The organism is Streptomyces sp. NBC_00726 (assembly GCF_045161735.1).
GTDB lineage: Bacteria > Actinomycetota > Actinomycetes > Streptomycetales > Streptomycetaceae > Streptomyces.
On the sequence record NZ_CP108983.1, the window covers coordinates 2,960,181 to 2,984,246 of the forward strand.

The window sequence follows — 24,066 nt, forward strand, 5'->3', positions numbered from 1 at the left end:
CCGCCACAGGCGCCCCACCCCACCCGGCCCGCCTACTCCTCCGCAGCAGCCTTCTTCGCCGTGGCCTTCTTGGCCGTCGTCTTCTTGGCCGTCGTCTTCTTCGCCGCCGCAGCCTTCTTCGTAGCCGCAGCCTTCTTGGCCGGCGCCTTCTTGGCCGCAGCCTTCTTCGTCGTCTTCTTCTTGGCCGGCCCCTTGGCCCGCTTCTCCGCCAGCAGCTCGAACCCCCGCTCCGGCGTGATGTCCTCGACACTGTCCCCGGTACGCAGCGTCGCGTTCGTCTCCCCATCGGTGACGTAAGGACCGAACCGCCCGTCCTTCACGACAACCGGAGCCCCGCTCACCGGATCCGTGCCCAGCTCCTTCAGCGGCGGCTTGGCCGCGGCCCGCCCCCGCTGCTTCGGCTGCGCGTAGATCGCCAGCGCCTCTTCGAGCGTGATGTCGAAGATCTGGTCCTCGGAGGTCAGCGACCGCGAGTCCGTGCCCTTCTTCAGGTACGGCCCGTAACGCCCGTTCTGCGCCGTGATCTCGACGCCTTCGGCATCCACGCCGACCACTCGCGGCAGCGACATCAGCTTGAGCGCGTCGGCCAGCGTCACCGTGTCGATCGACATCGACTTGAACAGCGAGGCCGTCCGCGGCTTCACCGCGTTCTTGCCGGTCTTCGGCGTGCCCTCGGGCAGCACCTCGGTGACGTACGGCCCGTAACGGCCGTCCTTGGCGACGATCTGGTTCCCGCTGACCGGGTCCGCGCCGAGCTCGAAGTCGCCGCTCGGCTTGGCCAGCAGCTCCTCCGCGTACTCGACGGACAGCTCGTCGGGCGCCAGGTCCTCGGGAACATCCGCGCGCTGGTGGCCCTCGGAGTCCTTCTCGCCGCGCTCGATGTACGGGCCGTAGCGGCCGACGCGCAGTTTGATGTCGTTGCCGACGGGGAAGGACGAGATCTCCCGCGCGTCGATCGCACCGAGGTCGGTGACGAGCTCCTTGAGCCCGCCGAGGTGGTCGCCGTCGCCGTTGCCCGCGTCGGAGGCCGCCCCCGCACCGGCAGCGTCGTCGCCCTCCTGCGTACCGAAGTAGAACCGCTTCAGCCACGGCACGGACTGGGCCTCACCGCGCGCGATGCGGTCGAGGTCATCCTCCATACGGGCCGTGAAGTCGTAGTCCACGAGCCGGCCGAAGTGCTTCTCCAGCAGGTTGACCACGGCGAACGAGAGGAACGACGGCACCAGGGCGGTGCCCTTCTTGAAGACATAGCCGCGGTCGAGAATCGTCCCGATGATCGAGGCGTACGTCGACGGCCGGCCGATCTCGCGCTCTTCGAGCTCCTTGACCAGCGACGCCTCGGTGTACCGGGCGGGCGGCTTCGTCGCGTGGCCGTCGACCGAGATCTCGTCGGCGGACAGCGCGTCGCCCTCGGCGACCTGCGGCAGCCGCCGCTCGCGGTCGTCCAGCTCGGCGTTCGGGTCGTCGGCGCCCTCGACGTACGCCTTCATGAAGCCGTGGAAGGTGATCGTCTTGCCGGACGCGGAGAATTCGGCGTCCCGCCCGTCGCTCGCCCGGCCGCCGATCTTGACGGTGACCGAGTTACCGGTCGCGTCCTTCATCTGGGAGGCGACGGTCCGCTTCCAGATCAGCTCGTACAGCCGGAACTGGTCACCGGTGAGGCCGGTCTCGGCAGGGGTGCGGAAGCGGTCGCCGGAGGGGCGGATCGCCTCGTGCGCCTCCTGCGCGTTCTTGACCTTGCCGGCGTACGTACGCGGCTTCTCGGGCAGGTAGTTCGCCCCGTACAACTGCGTGACCTGCGCCCGGGCCGCGGAGACCGCGGTGTCCGAGAGGGTCGTGGAGTCGGTACGCATATAGGTGATGAAGCCGTTCTCGTACAGCTTCTGCGCGACCTGCATCGTGGCCTTCGCCCCGAAGCCCAGCTTCCGGCTCGCCTCCTGCTGGAGGGTCGTCGTACGGAAGGGAGCGTACGGGGAGCGTCGGTACGGCTTCGACTCGACGGACCGCACGGCGAACGCGGAGTCCGCGAGCGCGGCGGCCAGGGCCCGGGCGTTCGCCTCGTCCAGGTGCAGCGTCTGGCCGGAGGCGGACTTCAGCTGCCCGTCCGCGCCGAAGTCGCGGCCCTGGGCGATGCGCCGCCCGTCGACGGCGCTGAGCCGGGCCGTGAGCGTGGACGGGTCGGAGGCGTCGCCGCCGCGCCCGGTGGCGAAGGTTCCGGTCAGGTCCCAGTACTCGGCGGAGCGGAAGGCGATGCGCTCGCGCTCCCGCTCGACGACGAGCCGGGTGGCGACGGACTGGACGCGGCCCGCCGAAAGCTTCGGCATGACCTTCTTCCACAGGACCGGCGAGACCTCGTAGCCATAGAGGCGGTCGAGGATGCGGCGGGTCTCCTGGGCGTCGACCATGCGCTGGTTCAGCTCGCGCGGATTGGCGACGGCGGCACGGATCGCGTCCTTGGTGATCTCGTGGAAGACCATCCGGTGAACCGGGACCTTGGGCCGCAGGACTTCCTGGAGGTGCCACGCGATGGCTTCGCCCTCGCGGTCCTCATCGGTGGCGAGGAAGAGTTCGTCGGACTCGGCCAGCAGCTGCTTCAGCTTCCTGACCTGGGCTTTCTTGTCCGCGTTGACGACATAGATCGGCTGGAAGTCGCGCTCGACGTCCACGCCGAGACGGCGCACCTCGCCGGTGTACTCGTCGGGCACCTCGGCGGCGCCGTTCGGGAGGTCGCGGATGTGCCCGACGCTCGCCTCGACCACGTATCCGGGGCCGAGGTAGCCCTTGATCGTCTTCGCCTTGGCAGGGGACTCGACGATGACGAGTCGGCGGCCGCCCTGTGCGGTCTCGCTGGTCGGGGACAACTTCGCTCTTCTCTCCGGTCGACGCTCGGTGGGCATCCGGGGCAGCGCGAGGGCGCTGCCGACAGTGCTGTCGCTGCGGAGTGTGACGGTACAACCCGCCCCCGTGTCAAACGGCAAAAGCCCGCAACGGCCACTCGAACGGTAACCCGACTTCCGCCATTCCTGCCGCCCGGCCCGCTCGGTCCGCCGCGCGCACGGCCACGGCCTGCGGGTTTCGGCGCGGTCCGGACCGCCCTGCGGGTGCGGGGCGCGAGGGTGGCGCGGCCCGGGCGTGTTTCCGGCCTCACCACCGGGTCCCGGAGCGACCCGGCCTCGTACACCTGGCGCATCGGCGTACTCACACGCGACCGAAGCACCACACCCCGAGGACGAGGAAAAGTACGCCGAACACGGTGGCGAGTGCGGTGGAGATCAGGGGGCGCACCCCGTACGCCACCGGCGCGCGGTTCAGCACGCGCGCCCCCGTCCACAGCAGCAGCGCCGCGCCGAACAGTGCGAACGTCGTTCCGGCGAGGACCGCGGGCCCGCTCTCCATTCCGTACGCCTCCCTCTTCCCCTGCCGCATCTCGGATATGCGGGGAGGCTCCCACCGCGGAGCGTCGCGGACGCCAACACGGGGTGAACAGCGGGGCCCTCACATCACGTCGAGCGTCGCGCGCCGCCTGCTCCCCCGTTCGAACAGGGCCAGCAGGACGACGGCGAGCACGGCGTACCCGGCGCCCGTCAGCAGTTCCGCGGCGATGCCCCGGCCGTCGAGCCCGGCCCCGGCGGACAACTGACGCGCCGCGTCGGCGGCGTGAGTCAGCGGCAGTACGTCCCCGACGGCCCGCATCCACCCCGGCAGGGTCTCCCGCGGCACGTTCGCACCGGTCAGGAGCAGGAGTACGGAAGCGGCCACGTTCGATACGAGGAAGACGTCCCGGAAGCGCAGCCCCAGGGCCCCCAGCGCCAAGCCGAAAGCGGAGCATCCGGCAGCGGCGGCGAGCAGCACCGCACCGAGTCCGGGAAGCGCCCCAAGCGGAATACGCAGGCCGAGCAGGAGGCGGAGAGCGTGAAGACACTGATGACGAGACCGTTCAGCACATACGGGAGTGCGCGGCCGAACCAGAGCGGAGCCCGGTGGCGGGGACTGAGCAGGACCGCGCCGAGCGTGCCGTAACGCCGCTCGTTGGCGACGGCCATCGTGCCGCCGTACACACAGGCTGTGGACGAGGAGATCACGGCGTTGCCGAGCAGGTAGAAGCGGTCGTCGGCGACGCCCAGCTGCCGTCCCAGGTAGACGAAGAAGAGGAGTTGCAGCAGCGGGCCGACGAGCAGGGTGCCGATGAACATGGGCGGCGTCGTCCAGTTGAAGAGCGCCCGGTACGAGAGGGCGCCGCCGATCACCACGAGCCTGACCGAGGAAACGATCCGGCGGTGGCGGCCGGGTGCGGAACCGGAATCCGCGTGGGGGATAAGGGCGGGCATGCGGCAACTCCTGGGGTGGGCGGAAGGGGACGCGGGGGCGCGGGTCCGGGGCTGCCGGCGCGTGGTCCGGCACCGCCGACGCGCGCCGGGTCAGGCCAGGGCGAGGGTCGCGGCGGCCCGCGCGCGCTGTTCGACACGTCCCAGCACGAGGACGGCGAGCAGCGCGTAGAGCGCCCCGAGTCCGAGCGCGACGCCCATCGGGACCAGCACCTCGGCCGCACCCGCGCCGCCGGAGGTCGCCGCGTGCACCGCGCGGGAGCCCCAGGTGGTCGGCAGTGCCCAGGAGACCGGACGCGTCCAGTCCGGCAGCACGGTGATCGGCACAAGCATTCCGGAGAGCAGCCACACGGGGGCGTCCAGCGGGTTGGCCAGCGCGTTCGCGTTGCGGAGCAGGACGAAGGTGGCGGCGAGCAGCAGCCCCATCATCCCGAGCGAGAGCACACAGACCGGGACGGCGGCCAGGAAGAGCATCGGATGCGCGAAGTCCAGCGGCACATCGAAGAGCAGGGCGCCCCAGAGCACCGTCGCACCCATGGCGTAGGTGCCGATGACGGCGGTGGCCAGGGTGATGGGCAGCAGCACGAGGGCGAGCGGGGTGGGCGAGGCGACGAGCGTTTCCAGGGTGCCCAGCCAGCGCTGGTTCTGCACGGCCCCGCCGGACCCGAAGAGGACCGAGGACCAGATGCCCATCAGCCCGGCTCCGACGGCCGCGGTCAGCAGCCGGTCGGGGTCGTCGGCGGCGCGGAAGAGATAGACGGAGAGCGTCGCGTAGACCAGGGGCACGAGGACGGCGAAGGTGATCTCCAGCGGCGAACGGCTCATGTACGACACATGGGTCCGCACCCCGACGGCGGTCAGGCGCAGGGCCCGGGCGGGCGTCATGCGGCGGCCTCGCCGTCGACGTGACGGGAGGGCGCGTCCGCCTCCTCGACGATCGCGATATAGGCGTCCTCCAGCGTGGGTTCCCGGGTGACGACCCGTCCGACGCGGACCCCGTCGAGCGCTGCCAGGACCTGTCCGTGCAGGTCGGCGCCGCGCTCCGTCTGCACGATGACGGCCTGTCGGCTGCCCAGGTCCTCGGCGGCCACGCCCTGCACACCGGCCACGGCACGGATGCGTTCGAGGTGGTCGTCGCCCGCCCCGTACGCCTCGATTTCCAGGATGCCGCGTTCCTGCACACGGGACTTGAGCCGGTCCGGTGTGCCGAGCGCCCGGATCGCGCCGCCCGCGATGACGGCGATCCGGTCGCACAGTTCGTCGGCTTCCGCCATGTAATGCGTGGTCAGCAGCACCGTGGTGCCGTCGGCACGCAGGTCGGCGACGGTGCGGCGGAGGTCGCGCGCCGCCACCGGGTCCACGCCGATGGAGGGTTCGTCCAGGAACAGGACATCGGGGCGGTGCAACAGGCCGCGCGCGATGTGCAGCCGCTGGCGCATGCCCCGCGAGTACCCCTCGACGCGCTCCTTCTCCCGCCCGGCGAGGCCGACCAGGTCGAGGAGGGCGGCGATCCGCCGCTTCTGGTCCCGGGGCTCGACTCCGTACAGCTCGGCGAAATAGCGCAGGTTGTCGAGGGCGGAGAGCCGGTCGTACAGGCCCCGGTCGCCGCCGAAGACGTACCCGATCCGGCGGCGTACGGCGACCGGGTCGGACGCCACGTCGTGCCCCAGCACCCGGGCCGTGCCGGAGGTGGGCAGCAGCAGGGTGTTGAGCATCTTGATGGTGGTGGTCTTGCCCGCGCCGTTCGGCCCGAGGAGCCCGAAGAGCTCGCCGCGCGCCACCTCGAAGGTGATCCCCCGCACGGCTTCGGTCTCGGTGCGGCGCGGACGCAGGAAGCCGGTCCGGCTGGTGTAGGTGCGGCGCAGGTTCTCCGCCTCGATCGCAAGCATGGCCCGGACGCTAGATCCGCCGCTGCCGCCCTGCCATCGATTCGGAACCCCCCGAATCGTCCGCGCTCGCGGCCTTCCTTTTCACGAGACCGCGCGCAGCACGTCCTCCCCCGAGAGCAGTGCGAGCAGTGCGCGGCCGGTGTCGGTGAGCTGGTAGTAGACGCTGCGGCCTATTCGGTGCCGGGTGACCACATCGGCCTCGGCGAGGGCCGACAGATGCTCGGAGACCGTGCTCGGCGCGAGCCCGAGCCGGTCGGCTATCCCGGCGGTGGTGAGCGGTCCGCCGAGCTGGCGCAGCACGGAGGCCCGGCCCCGGCCCAGCAGCAGTCCGAGCCGGTCGCCGCTGTCGGCGCGCTCCACCGGCCGCTCACGCAGGGCGCCCGCGCCGCGCGCCTGGAAGGACACCGTCAGGACCTCGGGGTCGTCCGTGGAGTAGAGCCGGCATCCCTCCGCGAAGACGAGGGGCACGAGCAGGAGCCGCCGCTCGCCCGCCCGGTACTCCGCGTCGATGTGCTTCGTCAGCTCCAGGACCGGCGGCTGCCACTTGGCCCGGCTCTCCAGGCCGGTGAAGAGCGCGTCGATGCCCTCGGTGGCGAAGGTCCGCGCACGGATGAGCACTTCGTCCTCGACCAGGCGGCGCATGACGGGCCAGTGAGCGGCCATCGCACCCTCCCAGTACGCCGCGTACGCGTCGGCGAGCGCCGCACACGCGCCTTCGGGATCGGCGAGATAGGGGCGTACGTACGGATGGTCCTCAAGCCCCGCGTAGTGCTCGACGACCCCCGCGCGTACGACATCGGCCGGGGTGGTCCGTACCGCGTCCAGCTCCGTCCCGACGGAGGTGGCCCCGACCGGCCGGGGCAGCATGAAGTCGGGGAACTGGTGCGGGCCGTCGGTCAGCAGCCGGAGCGCATGCGTCCGGTCGTCCTCGCGCAGCACCTCGCGGGCCCGCACCACCCATTCCTCGTACGGGCGGGAGGGGTGGCGGTGCGGCATCGCGAGGTGAAGGCTGCAGAAGGCGTCCCACAGCGGGCTGATGGCGATACGGGTCGCGCCGAGCGACGCCTCGTCCAGCTCGATCCGGATCATCCGGTCACCGCCCGCCCGGGGGCAGCGGCTCCAGGAAGCCCTCCTCGACCAGCAGCCGGATGGCCTGCGGGGTGCGGTCCCGGAGCAGCACCGGGTCCTCGTTCATCAGCTGGGCGATGGCGTCGAGGATGCGCCCGGCGGGCAGCGAGCCGTCGCAGACACCGGCGAACCCGGCGCCGACCGCGTCGACCTTGGTGGCCCTTCGCATGCCCCGGTGCTGACGGAGCACCACATGCTCCGGGTCCTCCGCGCCGGGGAGCCCCACCTGTTCCTGGACCACCTCGGCGGCCAGGGTGAAATGGGCGGCGAGAAGCGCGGCGTCGTCCTGCTCGCGCAGATAGTCCTGACGGGCGAAGTGCGCCTCGACGGCGGGGCCGAGCGGCTGCTCCACCGCGTGCGGCCACTCCTCGATCACGACGGAGGGCTTCCCGGCGGCGGCCGCGGCGGACTTGCGCAGGGTGATCCAGCCGAAGCCGACGCCCTTCGTCCGCCGCGCCTCGAACTCGTCCAGCCAGGCGTCGTACCGCGCCTCGTACTCGGCCGGGTCCGTGCGGTGGTCGCCGCTGTCGCGCAGCCACAGCTCGGCGTACTGCGTGACGTCCTGCACCTCGCGCTGCACGATCCAGGCGTCGCACCCCTCCGGGACCCAGGTGCGCAGCCGGTCCTGCCACTCCTCGTCCTCGGTGTGCTCCCAGTTGGCCAGGAAGTGCGCGAAGCCGCCCTCGTTGAGCCGGTCGCCGGTCTGCCGCACCAAGGTCCGGCACAGGTCGTCACCGGCCATTCCGCCGTCGCGGTACGTCAGCCGGGCGCCCGGGGAGATGACGAACGGCGGGTTGGAGACGATCAGGTCGAAGGTCTCGGCGCCGACCGGCTCGTACAGCGAGCCCTCCCGCAGGTCGGCGGGGGCGGCGCCGGACAGGGCGAGGGTGAGCCGGGTGAACGCGAGGGCGCGCGGATTGAGGTCGGTCGCCGTGACCCTGGTGGCGTGCTGTGCGGCGTGCAGCGCCTGGATGCCGGAGCCCGTACCGACGTCGAGGGCGGAGCCGACGGGCTTGCGGACGGTGATCCCGGCCAGGGTGGTGGAGGCTCCGCCGATGCCGAGGACGACGCCCTTCTCGCGGGAGCCGATCCCGCCGGCGCCGCCCACCGCGCAGCCGAGGTCGGAGACGATGAACCAGTCCTCGCCGTCCGGCCCGCCGTAGGGCCGCACATCGACGGTCGCCCGCACCTCGCCGGCCGACTCGGTCAGCCAGCCGTCCGCCACGCACTCCTTCAGCGGGAGCACGCCCGCGGCCCGCTCGACGGGCACGGGCCGCTGAAGGAGGAAGAGGCGCACCAGTGTGTCGAGCGGTGCGTCACCACGGGTCGCCCGCAACGCCGGGACCGTCTCGCTGCGCGCCAGCGCGGCGTAGGCGGACGCGCCGAGCCGGTCGAGGAGCCCGTCGGCCGTGAACGCGGCCGCGAGCAGGGCCTCGCGGAACCGGTGCGCGTGGTCCGCCGCGGGAAGGTCTGCTGCGAAAAGGCTGGTCTTACTCACGTGCTCCATTGTGACGGCTCCCACTGACAACGGCAGCGACCCGGCCACCGCACCGGGCATCCCCGGGGTGGCCGGGCCGCTCACCCGGTGTCTGTCCGTCCGGTCCCCGTATCCATCTCCGTCCGGTCTCCGTCTCCGTCCGGTCTCCGTCTCCGTCCGCTGCCCGCTTCCGTCCGCTGTCGCGGACCGGGGGCCGGCCGCCCGGTTACGCCTTCTTGCTGGCGGATGCGGAAGGAGACGCTTCCTTCGACGGCTCGGTCGAAGGCTTGGCGGAGGACTCGGAGTCGTCCGACGAACCGGCCGAGGGATGCGCCGAGGCGGTCGGCTTCTGGCAGCCCTCCTGCTTGGCCATCGCGGTACCGACCTCGCCGGACTGAAGCTTCTGCAACGCCTGGTCACCGCTGGTGCTGATCTTGTTCAGCTCCTCCGCGATGCCCTTGAGGCCGTCGGCGAACTTGCCCTGGTCCTTCGTCTCCAGGGCATCGACCTTCTCCTGAAGCTTCTTGTAGGCCGCGGAAGAGGCGTTGAGCTCCTTCACAGCCTCCTTCTGCGTGGTTTCACCGTCGTCCACCGGCGGCGGACCCGCCGATTCGACGGCGGAACCCAGCGCCTTGTACGCCTGCGAGATCTGCTGGAAGGCTGCGGAGTCGGTCTCCTGGACATCCGCGGGCTTGCTGTTGTCGGAGGTCTGCTCCTGGATGGACGCGTTGGCGTTCGCGATCTTCTGCAGCTGCGGCTCAACCTGGTCGCAGACCTTCTTCGCCCAGTCGTTCACCTTGTCGTCGCTGTCGTCGCTACAGCCCGACAGGGCCAGTACGAGTACCGCACCGCCGGACAGCGCGGCTGCAAGCTTCTTGTTCACCGGTTTGGTCCCTTCCAAGGCTCTCGGCCCCGGAACTTACACGCCGAACGCCCTCCATCCGGGTGCCAGGCGTCCGATAGGCAGGCTTTTGCAGCCATTTGCACCAAGGGAAATGAGGGATACGCAACTCACCCGGACAGCCCTCGCCGAGGGGAACACGCAAGCGATTCTTCACTCTCGCGGGGCCAGTCCGGCCGGACGCAACGTCAGAACGTCACAGGGGCAGGGGAGCTGATCGCACGTCGTACGCGACGCGCCCGGACACCGCTCAGGGGAGAACGGCGACCGGCGTCTTCGGCCAGCTCATCCGGATGACTCCGCCGTCCGCACCGGACCTGACCTCCACGTCGTCGACGAGGCCACTGATGACCGCGAGGCCCATCTCGTCCTCATCGTCGGCCTCGGACTCATCGAGCCCTCCGCCGGAAGCACCGCACCGCCCGGAGACCCCTCCGGAAACGGAACCGTCGGCGCCGGGGCCCGGCACCTCGTCCCCGACCTCGATGGCGAAGGTCTTCTCCTCCTCGATCAGGCGGACCGTGACGGGAGCCGTGATGCCGTGGCTGCGGTGCAGCCCGACGGCACGGCTGCACGCCTCGCCCACGGCGAGGCGAACCTCGTCGAGCACGGCCTCGTCCACCCCGGCCCTGCGCGCCACGGCCGCCGCCACGAGACGGGCGGTCCTGACGTGTTCGGGCTGGGCGCTGAAGCGGAGTTCAACGGTGGCCATGCGATCCCCCTCGAACGTACGTATGTGCATGCCAGGGACAGACCGCACGGCCCGAAGCCTTGGCCGCTTCTGCTTCTGCGGACCTTGGCTTCCGGCGTCGAGCGGGCTCTCCCGGACGGATCGGGCGGCTGACGAACAACAGCTGACAAATAATCGGCCACGGCCGCCGACCGGGTGATCCCGGCAGTCCGGGCACGCCCCGCCGACCACGGCGGGACAGGGACTGCCGCCCCCGGCAGGCTCCCTCCGGAGCCGCCACGGGCGGGGCCGCCGCCGGACCGGAACGAACCGGCCCGGCGCCGGACCGGATGTCAGTCGGTGGCCGCGACGGCCTCGTCAACCGTGGTGTGGATCGGGAACACCTTGGTCAGACCGGTGATCCGGAAAATCTTGAGAATGCGCTCCTGGTTGCACACCAGGCGCAGCGAGCCCTCATGGGCCCGCACCCGCTTCAGGCCACCCACGAGCACGCCGAGGCCGGTGGAGTCGAGGAAGTCGACGCCTTCCATGTCGACAACCAGGTGGTAGCTGCCGTCATTCACCAACTCGACCAACTGCTCGCGCAGCTTGGGCGCGGTATACACATCAATCTCGCCACCGACCTCGACGACCGTACGGTCGCCACCAGGGCCGGACACATTGCGAGTCGACAAGGACAGGTCCACGGATCCTCCAGCACCTTGCTATCGAGCGGTCGCCCCTCGGTCTCCCCGACGGAGCCGGGGGACGGATCGCCAGCCGCGATGGCATTCAATCACTTACCGGCAGCCATGCACGACGCCTTCGGACCATTGTCCGCCTCGCCAGTGACACACTCGGTGCCGATGGCCAAGAATCAACGCCCCAGTCGACCCCTGGGGAGTGGGGGCTCCCGCCCCTCTCCCGACATGGTCCTCGACCGGCTCGCCGCAGGGGCGGGCCGGTCCGCGCGCATCACTCATACGGAGCACTTGCCCCCGCGCGCGGGAACCCATGCCGTCTGGCCCGACCGCATCCGACCGGAAGTGATCGCCGCCATCCAGAAGGCCGGCATCGACCATCCCTGGGCCCATCAGGCGGCCGCCGCGGAGCACGCGCTGGACGGCACATCCGTCGTGATCGCCACCGGAACGGCGTCCGGCAAGTCCCTGGCCTACCTCGCCCCGGTCCTCAGCGCCCTTCTGGACGGCTCCGAAGCCCCGAACGGGCGCGGTGCCACCGCTCTCTACCTCGCTCCCACCAAGGCCCTGGCCGCCGACCAGCGACGCTCGGTCAAGGCACTCGCGGCCCCGCTGGGCAACGGCATCCGGCCCGCCGTCTTCGACGGCGACACGCCGGTCGAGGAACGCGAGTGGGTGCGCCAGTACGCCAACTACGTCCTCACCAACCCCGACATGCTGCACCGGGGCATCCTCCCGTCACACCCCCGCTGGTCCTCCTTCCTGCGCTCCCTGCGCTACGTCGTCATCGACGAGTGCCACACCTACCGGGGCGTCTTCGGCTCCCACGTCGCCCAGGTGGTGCGCCGGCTCCGCCGCCTCTGCGCCCGTTACGGCTCCGATCCCGTCTTCCTCCTCGCGTCCGCCACCTCCGCCGAGCCCGCCCTCGCGGCCGGCCGCCTCACCGGCCTCCCCGTCACGGAGGTCGCCGACGACGCCTCCCCGCGCGGCGAACTGGTCTTCGCTCTGTGGGAACCCCCGCTGACCGAGCTGCACGGCGAGAAGGGTGCTCCCGTACGCCGTACCGCCACGGCCGAGACCGCCGACCTGCTCACCGACCTCACCGTCCAGGGCGTCCGCTCGGTCGCCTTCGTACGCTCCCGGCGCGGCGCCGAGCTGATCTCCGTCATCGCCAAGGAACGCCTCGCCGAGGTCGACCGCACCCTGCCTTCCCGGGTCGCCGCCTACCGCGGGGGGTACCTCCCCGAGGAACGCCGCGCCCTGGAACGCGCCCTGCACTCCGGCAGCCTCCTGGGCCTCGCCGCCACCACCGCCCTCGAACTCGGCATCGACGTCTCCGGGCTGGACGCCGTCGTCATATCCGGCTACCCGGGCACGAGGGCGTCCCTCTGGCAGCAGGCGGGCCGGGCCGGGCGGGCGGGCCAGGGCGCCCTCGCCATCCTGGTGGCCCGCGACGATCCGCTGGACACCTTCCTCGTCCACCACCCCGAGGCCCTGTTCGAGCAGCCGGTGGAGTCGACCGTCCTGGACCCGGACAACCCGTACGTCCTCGCCCCCCATCTCTGCGCCGCCGCCGCGGAGCTGCCGCTCACCGAGAACGACCTCCCGCTCTTCGGCCCGGCCGCGCCCGGGCTCCTGCCTCAGCTGGAGACCGCCAGGCTGCTCCGCGAGCGGCCGTCGGGCTGGCACTGGACCCGCCGCGAGCGGGCCGCCGACCTCACCGACATCCGGGGCGAGGGCCGCCGCCCCGTCCAGATCGTGGAAGAGGGCACCGGCCGGCTGCTGGGCACCGTGGACGAGTCCGCCGCCCACAGCGCCGTGCACGAGGGCGCCGTCCACCTCCACCAGGGCCGCTCCTACCTGGTCCGCAAACTGGACCTGGAGGACTCCGTGGCCCTGGTCGAGCAGGCCGACCCGCCGTACTCGACCACCGCCCGCGACACCACCTCCATCGCCGTCCTGGACACCGACACCGAGATCCCCTGGGGGGACGGCCGGCTCTGCTACGGGTCCGTCGAGGTCACCAACCAGGTCGTCTCCTTCCTCCGCCGCAAGCTGATCACCGGCGAGGTGCTCGGCGAGACCAAGCTGGACCTGCCGCCCCGCACCCTGCGCACCCGAGCCGTCTGGTGGACGGTGACCGAGGACCAGCTCGACGCCGCCCGGATCAACCCCGAGATCCTCGGCGGCGCGCTCCACGCCGCCGAGCACGCCTCGATCGGCATGCTGCCGCTCTTCGCCACCTGCGACCGCTGGGACATCGGCGGGGTGTCCGTCCCGCTGCATCCCGACACCCTGCTGCCCACGGTCTTCGTGTACGACGGCCACCCGGGCGGCGCCGGATTCGCCGAGCGCGCCTTCCACACCGCCCGTGAGTGGCTGTCGGCCACGCGCCTGGCCATCGCGTCCTGCGAGTGCGACGCGGGCTGCCCGTCCTGCATCCAGTCCCCCAAGTGCGGCAACGGCAACGACCCCCTGCACAAACGAGGCGCCGTCCGCCTCCTCACCGAACTCCTCCGCCCAGCCCCGCCCGCCGGACCGGCGAACGGGACGGACGGGGCCGACGAGCGGGGGGATGCGGCAGGGGAACCGGGGGATACGGCGGAGGGCCGGGACGCTACGGCGGAGGGCCCGAGTGCCACGCCGGAGGAGCCGTCTCCGCCGGCCCCGCCCGGGACCTGACCTCCGGCGCGTACGGCCCGAACCGCACCCGGGCCGTCACATCGGCGACCTCCCCCAGCACCGCGCACCGCACCACCTCCGCCCCCTGCGCCCTGGCCACCTCCTCGGCCGACGCGCAGGCCGGTTCCACGCCCTCCAGCGCCCGGTCCGCCGCCGCCAGTGCCGCCAGATCGGCCGCGCCCCCGGCCCGGTGCCGGGCGGCGACCACCTGTCCGAGCGCCAGGACCACCGCGAACACGGTGCACAGCGTCGTCGTGGTCACCGCGGCCCAAACGGTCGCCAGCCCCTGATCACCCACCGGCACCCGACGCCGCCCCCACCACCGAACCGGAGCCCCAACCCTCCGGCACCAGCCCCGCCCCCTCATCGGCCACGCCCTTCCACCGCTGGGTTCGGCGCACCCGCGGCAACCGCGGCGGCAGGCACCGGCGCGTCCTCAGCCGCGGCCGCCGCTTCCGCTCTCAGCGTCACGGCGAGGCGCCCGGGCCCGGGCGTCGGAGCGGTCACCGTCACCCGCCACAACGCTCCGGCCCGCTCCACCTTGACCGCCGCCCCGCCGGGCGCGGCGGAAAGAGCGGCTTCCCGCACCTGGGGCGCCGGCTCCGAACGGGCTGCGGCACGGGCACCGGCCCGGGCCGCGTCCACACAACGGATCTGGGCCGACGCGGCCATCAGCGCCCACAGCAGGGCCAAGGCGAACACCGCCAGCACCGGGATCACCATGGCGGCCTCCGCCGTCACCGCTCCCCGATCGCCGAACCTCCGGCCGCCCGGCACGGCGCCCCCGCGCCGTCCGCTCTCCCCTCGTCCCGGCCGGTCCCCTGGCACGGCCCCTGTCACCCCCGCAACGGCCTCAGAACTTCGCATCGAGCGCGCCCTTCAGCAGCGACTGCAACTGGGCCATCACCGCCGCGCTGGTGACGACCTTGTAGAGCACAGCGGCGAACGCACAGGCCGCGATCGTGCCCACCGCATACTCGGACGTCGTCATTCCGCTGTCGGCCCGGGCCCGTGCGTAACAGACCACGGACCGCGTCCAGTTCTTGATCTTGCGCATCACTTCAAACCCCCGATACATCGGTTACGTACAACACGACTGAACTGCGCTTACGTCTTCGCCTTCCGGACTACGCCGGCTGGAGCAGGCCCCCGGCCAGCCCGATCACCACGGGCGCCACTCCCACCGCCAGGAACGCGGGAAGGAAGCAGAGCCCGACGGGCGCGGTGACCATCACGGCGGCCCTCTGCGCCCGCGCCACGGCCGCCCTCGCCCGCTCGGCCCGCAGCGCCTCGGCGATCCGGGCCACCGGCTCCGCCGCCGGAGCCCCGGTCGAGCCCGCCCGGTCCAGGCAGCCGGCCAGGGCGGCTGCCCCCGGTATCCCGCCGAACCTCCCCCAGGCGACTACCGGGTCTCCACCGAGCCGGATCTCCGCCGCCGTCCGGGCGAGCTGATCGCCCACCGGACCGTCCAGGGACTCCCCCACCGCCTCGGCCGCCTCCACGGGGCCGGCGCCGGCGGAGAGGCAGGCCGCCAGCAGGTCCGCCGCCATGGGCAGTTGCCGTGCGGCCTCCGTCGCACGGGTCTTGGTCTCGGCGGCGAGTCGTGAGGCATGTCCCAGCCTCTGCCGCTGCCACCGTCGCGCACCCCAGGCCGAGGCCAGGCCGACCGCCCATCCCACCAGGCCGCCCACAAGGAACCACCCGGCCAGCACGACCGCCGACAGCACCACCCACCGCCTGACCGGACCCACGGAGACCGTCCGGCCCACCCGAGGCCCGGACGACCGGAACGGCCCCGTCCAGCCCCCGGAAACCGCCGGCCCCACCGCCAGAAGTTGCTCACCCCTCCGACGCACCCGCCGGCCGGCCTGCCGTCGCGCCACGGGAAGAACCACTCGCGCGTAGAGGCACAGCGCCACCACGACGGCTTCCGCCGCCCTGAGGACCCCTCCGGCCGAAGCGCTCATCCCGATTCCCCCGCCCGGACGATCCGGGCAGCCCAGAGAAGACCGCACACCTCCAGCAGGACGCCGGCCACCAGACAGACGAGGCCGGCGGTGCTGTGCAGCAACACCCTCAACGGGTCCGCGCCCAGCGCGGCACCGAGCCCCAACCCGAGCACGGGGAGCAGGGCAAGCACCGCGACCGTCGACCACGCCCCCGCGAGTTGCGCCCGCAGCTCATCCCGCTGACGGCGCTCGGCGCGCAGAGCGCTTTCGAGCCGCCCCAGGCCCGCCGCGAGCCCGGCCCCGCTGCCCACCGCCACCCGCCAGCAGGCGGCCACTCCGGCCAGCCCGTCCAGTCCGGGCTCACCCGCCGCCTGGACGAGAGCTCGCGGCACATCTCCCCCGAACCGCGCGGCGGCCGACACCCGGAATCCGGCCTCGCCCATGACGTCCGCACCGCGCACCGCGACAAGCAGCGCCTCCCCCGGCTCGCGACCGGCCCTGAGCTCGCCGACCAGCGCACCGCACAGATCGACGACCCCGTTCGCCCGGGCTTCCTGATCCTTGCGCGACCGCCTTTTCAGCAGCCACCTCCGCGCCAGAGGAACGGCGACGGCCCCCGCGATCAACGGCAGCACGGACTGTCCGAGCACCGCCGGCACCGAAGCCATCGGGAGACACAGCCACTCCCACCGCCCTCGCAGCCGCTTCTCGATCCGGCTGCGGACCCTCCACCACCTCTCCCCGCCCGTCGACCGCTCGCCCCCGTCGGTCAGCAGCGCCCGCGCCCGGCGCAGCGGCCGACTGCGTCCGATCATCACCAGCCACACCGCCATCGCCGCACACAGCGCCGCCGCGTGCACCACGTCCGGCACCCCGATGCGAGCCGTCTCCCCGGTCACAGCGCACCCCCGATGAGCTCGTGCAGCCGCTCCCAGCCCCGCTCCCGCTCAAAGCCCGTGACGCCCCACCGCAGCGCCGGAACGGTCAGCACCAGCCCGGCCGCATCCCGCTCCAGCACATGGATGTCCGCGATCCGCCTGCGTCCCGTCCGGTCCCGTACGAGGTGGACCACGACCGAGAGAGCCGCCGCCAACTGGCTGTGCAGCGCCAGCCGGTCGAGCCCCGCCGCGGTTCCGAGCGCCTCCAACCGTGCCGGGACGTGCCCGGCGGCATTGGCATGAACAGTTCCTGAGCCTCCCTCATGTCCGGTATTGAGGGCGGCCAGGAGTTCAGTCACCTCGCTTCCCCGTACCTCACCGACCACCAGTCGGTCGGGGCGCATACGCAGAGCCTGTCGCACCAGGTCCCGAAGGGTGACCCGTCCGGCACCCTCCTGGTTCGCGGGGCGCGACTCCAGCCGTACGACGTGCGGGTGGTCCGGTCGCAGCTCTGCCGAGTCCTCGGCGAGCACGATGCGCTCGCGCTCCCCCACCGCCCCCAGCAGGCTCGAAAGCAGAGTGGTCTTGCCCGCCCCCGTCCCCCCGCTGATCAGGTAGGAGACCCTCGCCTCCACCAGGGCCCTCAGCACCCGGTCGCCTCCGGGTGGCACCGTCCCGGCCTCGACCAGCTCTGCCAGCGAGAAGGCCCGGGGCCTGACCACCCGCAGCGACAGGCAGGTCGACCCGACCGATACCGGGGGAAGCACGGCGTGCATGCGGGTGCCGTCCGGCAGCCTCGCGTCCACCCAGGGCCTGGCATCGTCCAGCCGGCGTCCCGCCACGGCCGCGAGCCGCTGGGCCAGCCGGCGGACCGCAGCCGCGTCCGCGAAGGTCACCCCGGTGAGTTCGAGTCCGCCGCCCCGGTCCACCCAGACCCGGTCGGGCGCGGACACCAGAACGTCCGTGACATCGGGATCGGCGAGCAGCGGCTCCAGCACCCCGGTCCCGATCAGCTCTCCCCTCAGTTCGTCCGCGCGGCCGAGCACTTCAGCCGTGCCGAGCAGACGTCCCTGGGCCCGCAGAGCGGCGGCGACCCCGGCCGGGGTCGGCGCAGTGCCGCTGGAGGCGAGCCGCTGCCTCACCGCGTCGAGCAGCGCTTCGGTCATCGGATGCCCCCGGCGACCGGGCCGCTGACGCTCTCCCCCACGAGGGCCTGTTCCCAGAAGGCGTCACAGAATCTGGCCAGCGGGCCACGCGCGTTGCCGCCGGGCGGCTCGCCGGCGTCCTGCTCGGCCGACAGCCCTCTTTCCAGCGGGACCTCACCGGCCAGCGGCAGACGCATGGCTCGGGCCACCCACTGCGCGTCGAGCCCCGGCGCGTATGGCCCCCGCGCCACCACCCGCAGATCGTCAAGCACCATCCCGGCCATCGACGCCACCCGCTTGGCCGCCGCGACCGCGCGCAGCTCACCGGGAACGACCACAAGTCCCAGGTCCAGCTGGGCAAGGGCCTCGGCCACCGCCTCGTCCACCCGGCGCGGCAGGTCGACCACCACCACTCCGCCGAGCCGGCGCGCGGCGGCCAGCACCGCCCGCATGGCGGGTGGCGGGATCACCACCCAGTCGTCACGGCCCCAGCTGAGCGCCCGAAGCCCATGCAGCGCGGGCAGCGACTCCTCCAGCGCGCCCCCGCCGACCCGGCCCTTGGAATGGGCGAAATCCGGCCACCGCATGCCGTCCGCCCGCTCGCCGCCGAGCAGCACATCGATGCCGCCACCCAGCGGGTCCCCGTCAATGAGCATGGTCCGCTGCCCCGCCCTCGCCGCGGTCACCGCGAGGGCGCAGGCCAGCGTGGACGCGCCCGCACCGCCCCGGCCTCCGATCACCCCGACCGTGACCGCCGGCCGGCCGACGCCTTCCGACGCGTTGGCGATCTGGTCGACAAGCCAGGTCTCGGCGTCTGGCAGCCGGATCACGCACTCGGCGCCGATCTCGACGGCGCGACGCCATACGTCCGGCACCTCCTGGCCCCGTCCCACGACCATGACGCCCCGCCTGCGCGCCGCGCCGCGGCACCGTGCGGCCGCGTCGTCGCCGACGAGGACCAGGGGCGCCTGCTCCCACCCCTCTCGATGTTCCGGCAGCGTGTGGTGCACCTCCGGTTCCGCGCCGGCGGCGGCACACAGCCTCAGCAGGTCGTCGAGCAGGTCCACGTCCTCGGTCACGATCAGCGGCCCGCCCCGCCGCGTGGTGACAGCCGCCCGCCGGTTCTGCGCACTGGATTCGGCCACGCTCTCCCCCTCCATCACTCACCTTCACCGCGGTTCGCGGCGATCTCGGAGCCCGTCCGAGAACGGCGATTCCGGTACCCGTGGAGTTCACAGGTGGAATCACGGTGCAGCGCTTCCGGAAATCATGTGGATCTTGCTCAAAAACCGTGGACAACTCTGTGGTTGTGAATAACTTCGTCGCTCATACCGGTGACTTCCCGGTGCGACCCTTTCGCTACCCAACGTCACAGTGCACGCTGAAGGAAGTCGAGCACGGACATGCCTCGGCAAGGAGCAGGAGGAGGAGAAATGGTCGATCCCGAGCGACAAACCGCGTCCGGACATGCGACGACCCCCGCCGGGGGGGGAGAGCGGGGGTCGTCCCCACGGCCGACTCGGGGGGGAGGAGCCGGACCGGGTTAGCACGGTCGCGAACGATCCGTGACTTCCATGGTGTACCCGAGGCCCTTCTCAAGCAAACCCACGCACCGGGGTTTACGCCGAATGGCGGGCCCCTATGCTCTGCCGTGTGGAAAACCGCTTCTTGCCGCGCACAGCTGCCTTCTTCGACCTGGACAAGACGGTCATCGCGAAGTCCTCGACTCTGACCTTCAGCAAGTCCTTCTACCATGGCGGGCTGATCAACCGCCGCGCGGTGCTGCGTACCGCGTACACACAGTTCGTGTTCCTCGCCGGGGGCGCGGACCACGACCAGATGGAGCGGATGCGCGAATATCTTTCGGCGCTCTGCAAGGGCTGGAACGTGCAGCAGGTCAAGGAACTCGTGGCCGAGACCCTGCACGAACTGATCGACCCGATCATCTACGACGAGGCAGCGACCCTCATCGAGGAGCACCACACCGCCGGCCGCGACGTCGTGATCGTCTCGACCTCGGGCGCCGAGGTGGTCGAGCCGATCGGCGAACTGCTCGGCGCCGACCGTGTCGTCGCCACCCGCATGGTCGTCGGTGACGACGGCTGCTACACGGGCGAGGTGGAGTACTACGCGTACGGCCCCACAAAGGCCGAAGCCATCAAGGCGCTCGCGGAATCCGAGGGATACGACCTGGCCCGCTGCTACGCGTACAGCGACTCGGCCACCGATGTCCCGATGCTGGAGTCCGTGGGCCACCCCCACGCGGTCAATCCGGACCGCGCACTGCGACGGGAGGCAACGCTCCGCGAGTGGCCGATTCTCGCCTTCGACCGGCCCGTCCGCCTCAAGCAGCGGCTCTCGGCATTTTCCCTGCCACCGCGACCGGCACTCATGGCCGCGGCTGCCGTGAGTGCGGCCGCGCTCACGGCGGGAGCCGTCTGGTACGCCGCCCGCCGACGGACCGGCGCGGCTACCGCCTGACCCAGCAGGTTGAACCAACTCATCCGTAATTGAACCTAAAAGTAAAGAAGTGCGGCCACCACTACCGCTCCACCAGCCCCTGGAGTACAAAGGACTCAACGGCCCGCGAGACCAAGGACATCCGTGAGGATGACCTGAAGTACGCAGCAAAGGCCCCACGGACCGCGCACGGAAACCCGGCACCCACGCGACGTCGACCCGTCGATTACGGGCCAGCCACACCAGGAGCGGGCAAAGACTCCGCCCTGATGGGCATTTCTCGAGGACGCTTGGTAACTGGGCGGACGTGCCAGCGGCGGTACCGCGACCGGTACCGCCGCAACCATGCTCAGCCCGTACGACAGCAGCCGGCCGACGTTATGCCGCGCCCCGTTGCAGCGCCTCGCACACCGCTGTCGATTCCCTGACGCCCAGTTCCGCCGAGCGTCCGCAATGACCGATCCAGGCCGCCATCCCTTCGGGCGTGCCGGACAGGTAGCCGTCGAAGGCGGCCGCGTAGGCCGCTCGCCCCTGCTCGGCGTGCCCGACCTCTGCCGGGCAGATCGATTTGGGATCGAGTCCGCTTCCGATCAGCACGATCCGCTCCGCGGTCCGCGCCACCAGGCCGTTGTGCGAACCGAAGGGGCGCAGTGCCAGCAGCTCTCCGTGGACGACGGCGGCGGTCACCAGAGCGGGCGCCTCGGTCCCCGAAAGGATGATCCTGCCGAGGCCGCCCAGCCGGCCCGCGACCTCGTCCGCGTCCGGCAGCGGCGCTTCGATCAGAGGCTCGTCGACCGGTTCGCCCGCGAGCCGGGGCCGCCCGACCGCGTCCTCCGGGGCAGCACTGCCGGCCGCCACCAGGTGAAGCCGGGCCAGCACCCGCAACGGCGACTGCCGCCAGATGGAGAGAAGCTGACCCGCCTCAGCCGTCAGGCGAAGCGCGGCCCCGACGACACGCGCCTCGTCGTCACTGCTGAAATCGGTGCGCCGGCGCACCTCTTCGAGGTTCCAGTCGGCACCGGACAGGGCGGCCGATCCACGCGCGCCCCGGAGAGCGGCCTCCGCCGTGACCTCGTTGCTGCGGCGCCGCATCACTCGGTGGCCGTATACGCGGTCCACGGCCTTGCGTACGGAGTCCACCGCGTCGGTCACGCCCGGCAGAGCGCCCAGAGCGACGAGCGGGTCCGAGGAAGTCGTACTCATAAGTAGCGAGGCTACGCGCCTCCCGGCCGCCTCCCGGCCGCCTCCCGGCCGGGAGTGGTCTTCTTCACGAAACCAGACAACCCATTGCGATCAATCGACTACCCTAGGTGAACATGAAGATCGCTTTCGTAGGGAAGGGCGGCAGCGGGAAGACCACGCTGTCCTCGCTCTTCATCCGCCACCTCGCAGCCAATGAAGCCCATGTCGTCGCGGTGGACGCCGACATCAACCAGCACCTCGGAGCCGCGCTCGGCCTTGACGAGGACGAATCCGCAGCGCTGCCCGCCATGGGCGCCCAGCTGCCCCTGATCAAGGAATACCTGCGTGGCAGCAATCCGCGCATCGCCTCGGCCGAGACGATGATCAAGACGACGCCGCCGGGCGAAGGCTCCCGCCTCCTGCGCGTACGCGAGGACAACCCGATCTTCGACGCCTGTGCCCGTACGGTCCGGCTCGACGACGGAGACATCCGGCTGATGGCCACGGGGCCGTTCACCGAATCGGACCTGGGCGTGGCGTGCTACCACTCGAAGGTCGGCGCGGTCGAGCTCTGCCTCAACCACCTCGTGGACGGCCCCGACGAATACGTGGTGGTCGACATGACCGCCGGTTCGGACTCCTTCGCCTCGGGGATGTTCACCCGCTTCGACATGACGTTCCTCATCGCCGAACCGACCCGCAAGGGCGTCTCCGTCTACCGCCAGTACAAGGAGTACGCGCGGGACTTCGGCGTGGACCTGAAGGTCGTCGGGAACAAGGTGCAGGGCGAGGACGACCTGGACTTCCTTCGCTCCGAGGTGGGCGACGACCTGCTGGTGACCGTCGGCCATTCCGACTGGGTGCGGGCGATGGAGAAGGGCCGCCCCGCGCGCTTCGAGCTGCTTGAGGCGGACAACCGGATGGCCCTGCAAACCCTGCAGAACGCGGCGGAGGATTCGTACGAGCGCCGGGACTGGGGCCGTTACACGCGCCAGATGGTGCACTTCCACCTGAGGAACGCGGAGAGCTGGGGGAACGAGAAGACCGGCGCCGACCTCGCCGCACAGGTCGACCCCGGCTTCGTACTGGACGAGCGCTTCATCCGCGCCGAAGCCACCCAGCCGGCGTGAGCGACTGAGGTCCCGGTCGAGGCCGGCCACGGCGTGGCTCCGACGGGCGCACCGGACGGCGCCGGGCACGTCTCCTGCCCGGCGCCCGGAGCCACCGGATCTAACGACCGGCCGGGTTGCCCGCGGCCGCGGCCGGTGCCTTCGAGGCCGACTGCTCCCGGCCCGCACCCGTCGTGAGGAACGCGGGCCAGCCGGCCTCGGGCGCCTGGCCGACCTTCAGCGTCCGGAGCTTCGCCAGGGTCGCCGGATCCTGGGCGTCGAGCCAGTCCGCCAGCTGCCTGAACGAGACACAGCGCACATCCTTCTTGGTGCAGACCGCCGCGATCGTCTGCTCGATGGCGCGCATGTACGTGCCACCGTTCCAGGACTCGAAGTGGTTGCCGATGATCAGCGGCGCACGATTGCCGTCATACGCGCGATCGAATGCCTGGAGCAGGCCGTCCCGCATCTGGTTGCCCCAGTACTCGTGCTTGTCGGGGTCGCCCTGCGTCGTGCCGGACTGGTTGAACATGAAGTTGTAGTCCATCGACAGCGTCTCGAACTCGCGCCCCGGGACCGGCACCAGTTGCATGGAGAGGTCCCAGACACCGTTCTTCTTCTGGGGCCACACCTGGTCGTTGACACCGCTGGAGTCGTAGCGGAACCCCATGGTGCGCGCCGCCTCCACCATGTTCTTCTGCCCCTCCAGGCAGGGGGTGCGGCCGCCGACGAGCTCCTTGTCGTAGTCGAAGGGCAGCGCCTTCTCGTCCTTGAGGACCGGATCGTTCGTCTTCCAGCCCTTCACGAATGACTTGGCCTGACTGATCTCGCTCTTCCATTCCTCGACGGACCAGGTGCCGACGCCGCCGTCCTTGCCGCAGAAGTGGCCGTTGAAGTGGGTGCCGATCTCGTTGCCGTCCAGCCAGGCGCCTCGGAGCTGGGTCAGGGTGTCGCGGATGCCCTTGGTGTCGTTGAAACCGATGTCCGAGGCACCGGCGTTGTGCTTGGGCGGGTCGTACTGGGCCCGCTTCCCCTCGGGCAGCAGATATACGCCGCTGAGGAAGTACGTCATCGAGGCGTCGTACTTCCTGCCCACCTCGCGGAAGTGCGAGAAGAGCCGCTGGCTGTCCTCGCCCGCTCCGTCCCACGAGAACACCACGAACTGCGGGGGTTTCCGGCCGTTCGTCAGGCGGTCCACGGCCGGCTGCTTGGGCTGGACACCCGTGAACGCGGTGGAACCATCGCCAATGGCCTGGAACACGCGCTTGGGCGCAGCTTCAGCGCCCTTCTTCTTCTCTCCCGCGGCGCCGTTCACGGCCCCGAGTCCGGGACCCTCCGCGCCGGAGCCGACCCCCGAGCACCCGGCCGCCCCCGCGACCAGCGCGACGGCCACGACGCCCAGGCCGATCCTTTTCGTGGCGCTCATCGACTTCCTCGCGGCGGCCATCATCCGCCCACCTCTTTCTCGCAGGTAGCTTGCGCCGGGTGCCGACACGGCGCCGCCAAAGTCGCACGCACGGTCCAAGAGCCAGCACGACAGGCCGAATGAAAAGCTGACTATTCACCGGAA

General features: G+C 71.4%; 23 protein-coding genes. 3 read left to right on the forward strand and 20 right to left on the reverse strand.

Annotated elements, in window-relative coordinates; translation table 11 throughout:
• Positions 1-32 precede the first annotated feature (32 nt).
• From topA to OG338_RS13195, 11 genes are all read right to left on the reverse strand, one after another.
• Positions 33-2,861, reverse strand: a complete 2,829-nt coding sequence (gene topA, locus OG338_RS13145) for a type I DNA topoisomerase (RefSeq protein ID WP_405937515.1) — start codon at positions 2,859-2,861, stop codon at positions 33-35.
• A gap of 337 nt (positions 2,862-3,198) precedes the next feature.
• The gene (locus OG338_RS13150; protein ID WP_405937516.1) at positions 3,199-3,396 is read right to left on the reverse strand and encodes a hypothetical protein; all 198 of its coding nucleotides are present in this window, start codon (positions 3,394-3,396) and stop codon (positions 3,199-3,201) included.
• A gap of 99 nt (positions 3,397-3,495) precedes the next feature.
• The gene (locus OG338_RS13155; RefSeq protein ID WP_405937517.1) at positions 3,496-3,813 is read right to left on the reverse strand and encodes an ABC transporter permease; all 318 of its coding nucleotides are present in this window, start codon (positions 3,811-3,813) and stop codon (positions 3,496-3,498) included.
• Positions 3,732-4,328: a hypothetical protein gene (locus OG338_RS13160; protein WP_405937518.1), complete on the reverse strand. Its 597-nt coding sequence runs from the start codon at positions 4,326-4,328 to the stop codon at positions 3,732-3,734. Before OG338_RS13160 ends, OG338_RS13155 begins: the two co-directional genes overlap by 82 nt.
• 90 nt (positions 4,329-4,418) lie before the next feature.
• Positions 4,419-5,210 (reverse strand): ABC transporter permease, encoded by a 792-nt coding sequence (locus OG338_RS13165; protein WP_405937519.1) that lies wholly within the window; start codon positions 5,208-5,210, stop codon positions 4,419-4,421.
• Positions 5,207-6,214, reverse strand: coding sequence for an ATP-binding cassette domain-containing protein (locus OG338_RS13170; RefSeq protein WP_405937520.1), 1,008 nt, complete (start codon positions 6,212-6,214; stop codon positions 5,207-5,209). Before OG338_RS13170 ends, OG338_RS13165 begins: the two co-directional genes overlap by 4 nt.
• Positions 6,215-6,295: 81 nt before the next feature.
• Positions 6,296-7,303, reverse strand: a complete 1,008-nt coding sequence (locus OG338_RS13175; protein ID WP_405937521.1) for a winged helix-turn-helix domain-containing protein — start codon at positions 7,301-7,303, stop codon at positions 6,296-6,298.
• A gap of 4 nt (positions 7,304-7,307) precedes the next feature.
• Positions 7,308-8,849 carry a methyltransferase gene (locus OG338_RS13180; RefSeq protein ID WP_405937522.1) on the reverse strand — a complete coding sequence of 514 codons (1,542 nt, stop codon included), beginning with the start codon at positions 8,847-8,849 and terminating at the stop codon, positions 7,308-7,310.
• 196 nt (positions 8,850-9,045) lie between these two features.
• Positions 9,046-9,702, reverse strand: coding sequence for a small secreted protein (locus tag OG338_RS13185; protein WP_405937523.1), 657 nt, complete (start codon positions 9,700-9,702; stop codon positions 9,046-9,048).
• A 268-nt stretch (positions 9,703-9,970) separates the two neighbouring features.
• The gene (locus tag OG338_RS13190) at positions 9,971-10,432 is read right to left on the reverse strand and encodes an ATP-binding protein (protein WP_405937524.1); all 462 of its coding nucleotides are present in this window, start codon (positions 10,430-10,432) and stop codon (positions 9,971-9,973) included.
• A gap of 311 nt (positions 10,433-10,743) precedes the next feature.
• Positions 10,744-11,097: an STAS domain-containing protein gene (locus tag OG338_RS13195; protein WP_003967428.1), complete on the reverse strand. Its 354-nt coding sequence runs from the start codon at positions 11,095-11,097 to the stop codon at positions 10,744-10,746.
• A 78-nt stretch (positions 11,098-11,175) separates the two neighbouring features.
• Between OG338_RS13195 and OG338_RS13200 the strand changes: the two genes are divergently transcribed.
• A complete protein-coding gene (locus OG338_RS13200) occupies positions 11,176-13,773 on the forward strand; it encodes a DEAD/DEAH box helicase (RefSeq protein WP_405937525.1) in 2,598 nt (865 codons plus the stop codon).
• On the opposite strand, the gene OG338_RS13205 is transcribed toward OG338_RS13200, so the two are convergent.
• The 7 genes from OG338_RS13205 to ssd form a co-directional block, all read right to left on the reverse strand.
• Entirely contained in the window at positions 13,709-14,035 is a 327-nt protein-coding gene (locus OG338_RS13205; RefSeq protein ID WP_405937526.1) for an Rv3654c family TadE-like protein, read from the reverse strand. The genes OG338_RS13200 and OG338_RS13205 overlap by 65 nt on opposite strands.
• A gap of 101 nt (positions 14,036-14,136) precedes the next feature.
• Positions 14,137-14,514: a TadE family type IV pilus minor pilin gene (locus OG338_RS13210; RefSeq protein ID WP_405937527.1), complete on the reverse strand. Its 378-nt coding sequence runs from the start codon at positions 14,512-14,514 to the stop codon at positions 14,137-14,139.
• 112 nt (positions 14,515-14,626) lie between these two features.
• Positions 14,627-14,830, reverse strand: coding sequence for a DUF4244 domain-containing protein (locus OG338_RS13215; protein WP_405937528.1), 204 nt, complete (start codon positions 14,828-14,830; stop codon positions 14,627-14,629).
• Positions 14,831-14,900: 70 nt separating this feature from the next.
• Positions 14,901-15,740: a type II secretion system F family protein gene (locus OG338_RS13220; RefSeq protein ID WP_405937529.1), complete on the reverse strand. Its 840-nt coding sequence runs from the start codon at positions 15,738-15,740 to the stop codon at positions 14,901-14,903.
• Positions 15,737-16,621, reverse strand: coding sequence for a type II secretion system F family protein (locus tag OG338_RS13225; protein WP_405937530.1), 885 nt, complete (start codon positions 16,619-16,621; stop codon positions 15,737-15,739). The genes OG338_RS13220 and OG338_RS13225 overlap by 4 nt, the downstream gene beginning before the upstream one ends.
• Positions 16,618-17,766: a TadA family conjugal transfer-associated ATPase gene (locus tag OG338_RS13230; RefSeq protein WP_405937531.1), complete on the reverse strand. Its 1,149-nt coding sequence runs from the start codon at positions 17,764-17,766 to the stop codon at positions 16,618-16,620. The genes OG338_RS13225 and OG338_RS13230 overlap by 4 nt, the downstream gene beginning before the upstream one ends.
• Positions 17,763-18,824 (reverse strand): septum site-determining protein Ssd, encoded by a 1,062-nt coding sequence (gene ssd / locus OG338_RS13235; RefSeq protein ID WP_405940409.1) that lies wholly within the window; start codon positions 18,822-18,824, stop codon positions 17,763-17,765. The genes OG338_RS13230 and ssd overlap by 4 nt, the downstream gene beginning before the upstream one ends.
• Positions 18,825-19,386: 562 nt before the next feature.
• Here ssd and OG338_RS13240 point away from each other — a divergent pair.
• The gene (locus OG338_RS13240) at positions 19,387-20,226 is read left to right on the forward strand and encodes an HAD family hydrolase (protein WP_405937532.1); all 840 of its coding nucleotides are present in this window, start codon (positions 19,387-19,389) and stop codon (positions 20,224-20,226) included.
• 357 nt (positions 20,227-20,583) lie between these two features.
• Here OG338_RS13240 and OG338_RS13245 read toward each other — a convergent pair whose 3' ends face one another.
• Positions 20,584-21,408, reverse strand: coding sequence for an oxidoreductase (locus OG338_RS13245; RefSeq protein WP_405937533.1), 825 nt, complete (start codon positions 21,406-21,408; stop codon positions 20,584-20,586).
• Between the two features lie 113 nt (positions 21,409-21,521).
• On the opposite strand from OG338_RS13245, the gene OG338_RS13250 reads away from it, so the two are divergent.
• A complete protein-coding gene (locus OG338_RS13250; protein WP_405937534.1) occupies positions 21,522-22,517 on the forward strand; it encodes an ATP-binding protein in 996 nt (331 codons plus the stop codon).
• Between the two features lie 100 nt (positions 22,518-22,617).
• Here the strand turns inward: OG338_RS13250 and OG338_RS13255 are convergent, their stop codons facing one another.
• The gene (locus OG338_RS13255; protein WP_405937535.1) at positions 22,618-23,946 is read right to left on the reverse strand and encodes a hypothetical protein; all 1,329 of its coding nucleotides are present in this window, start codon (positions 23,944-23,946) and stop codon (positions 22,618-22,620) included.
• Positions 23,947-24,066: the final 120 nt, after the last annotated feature.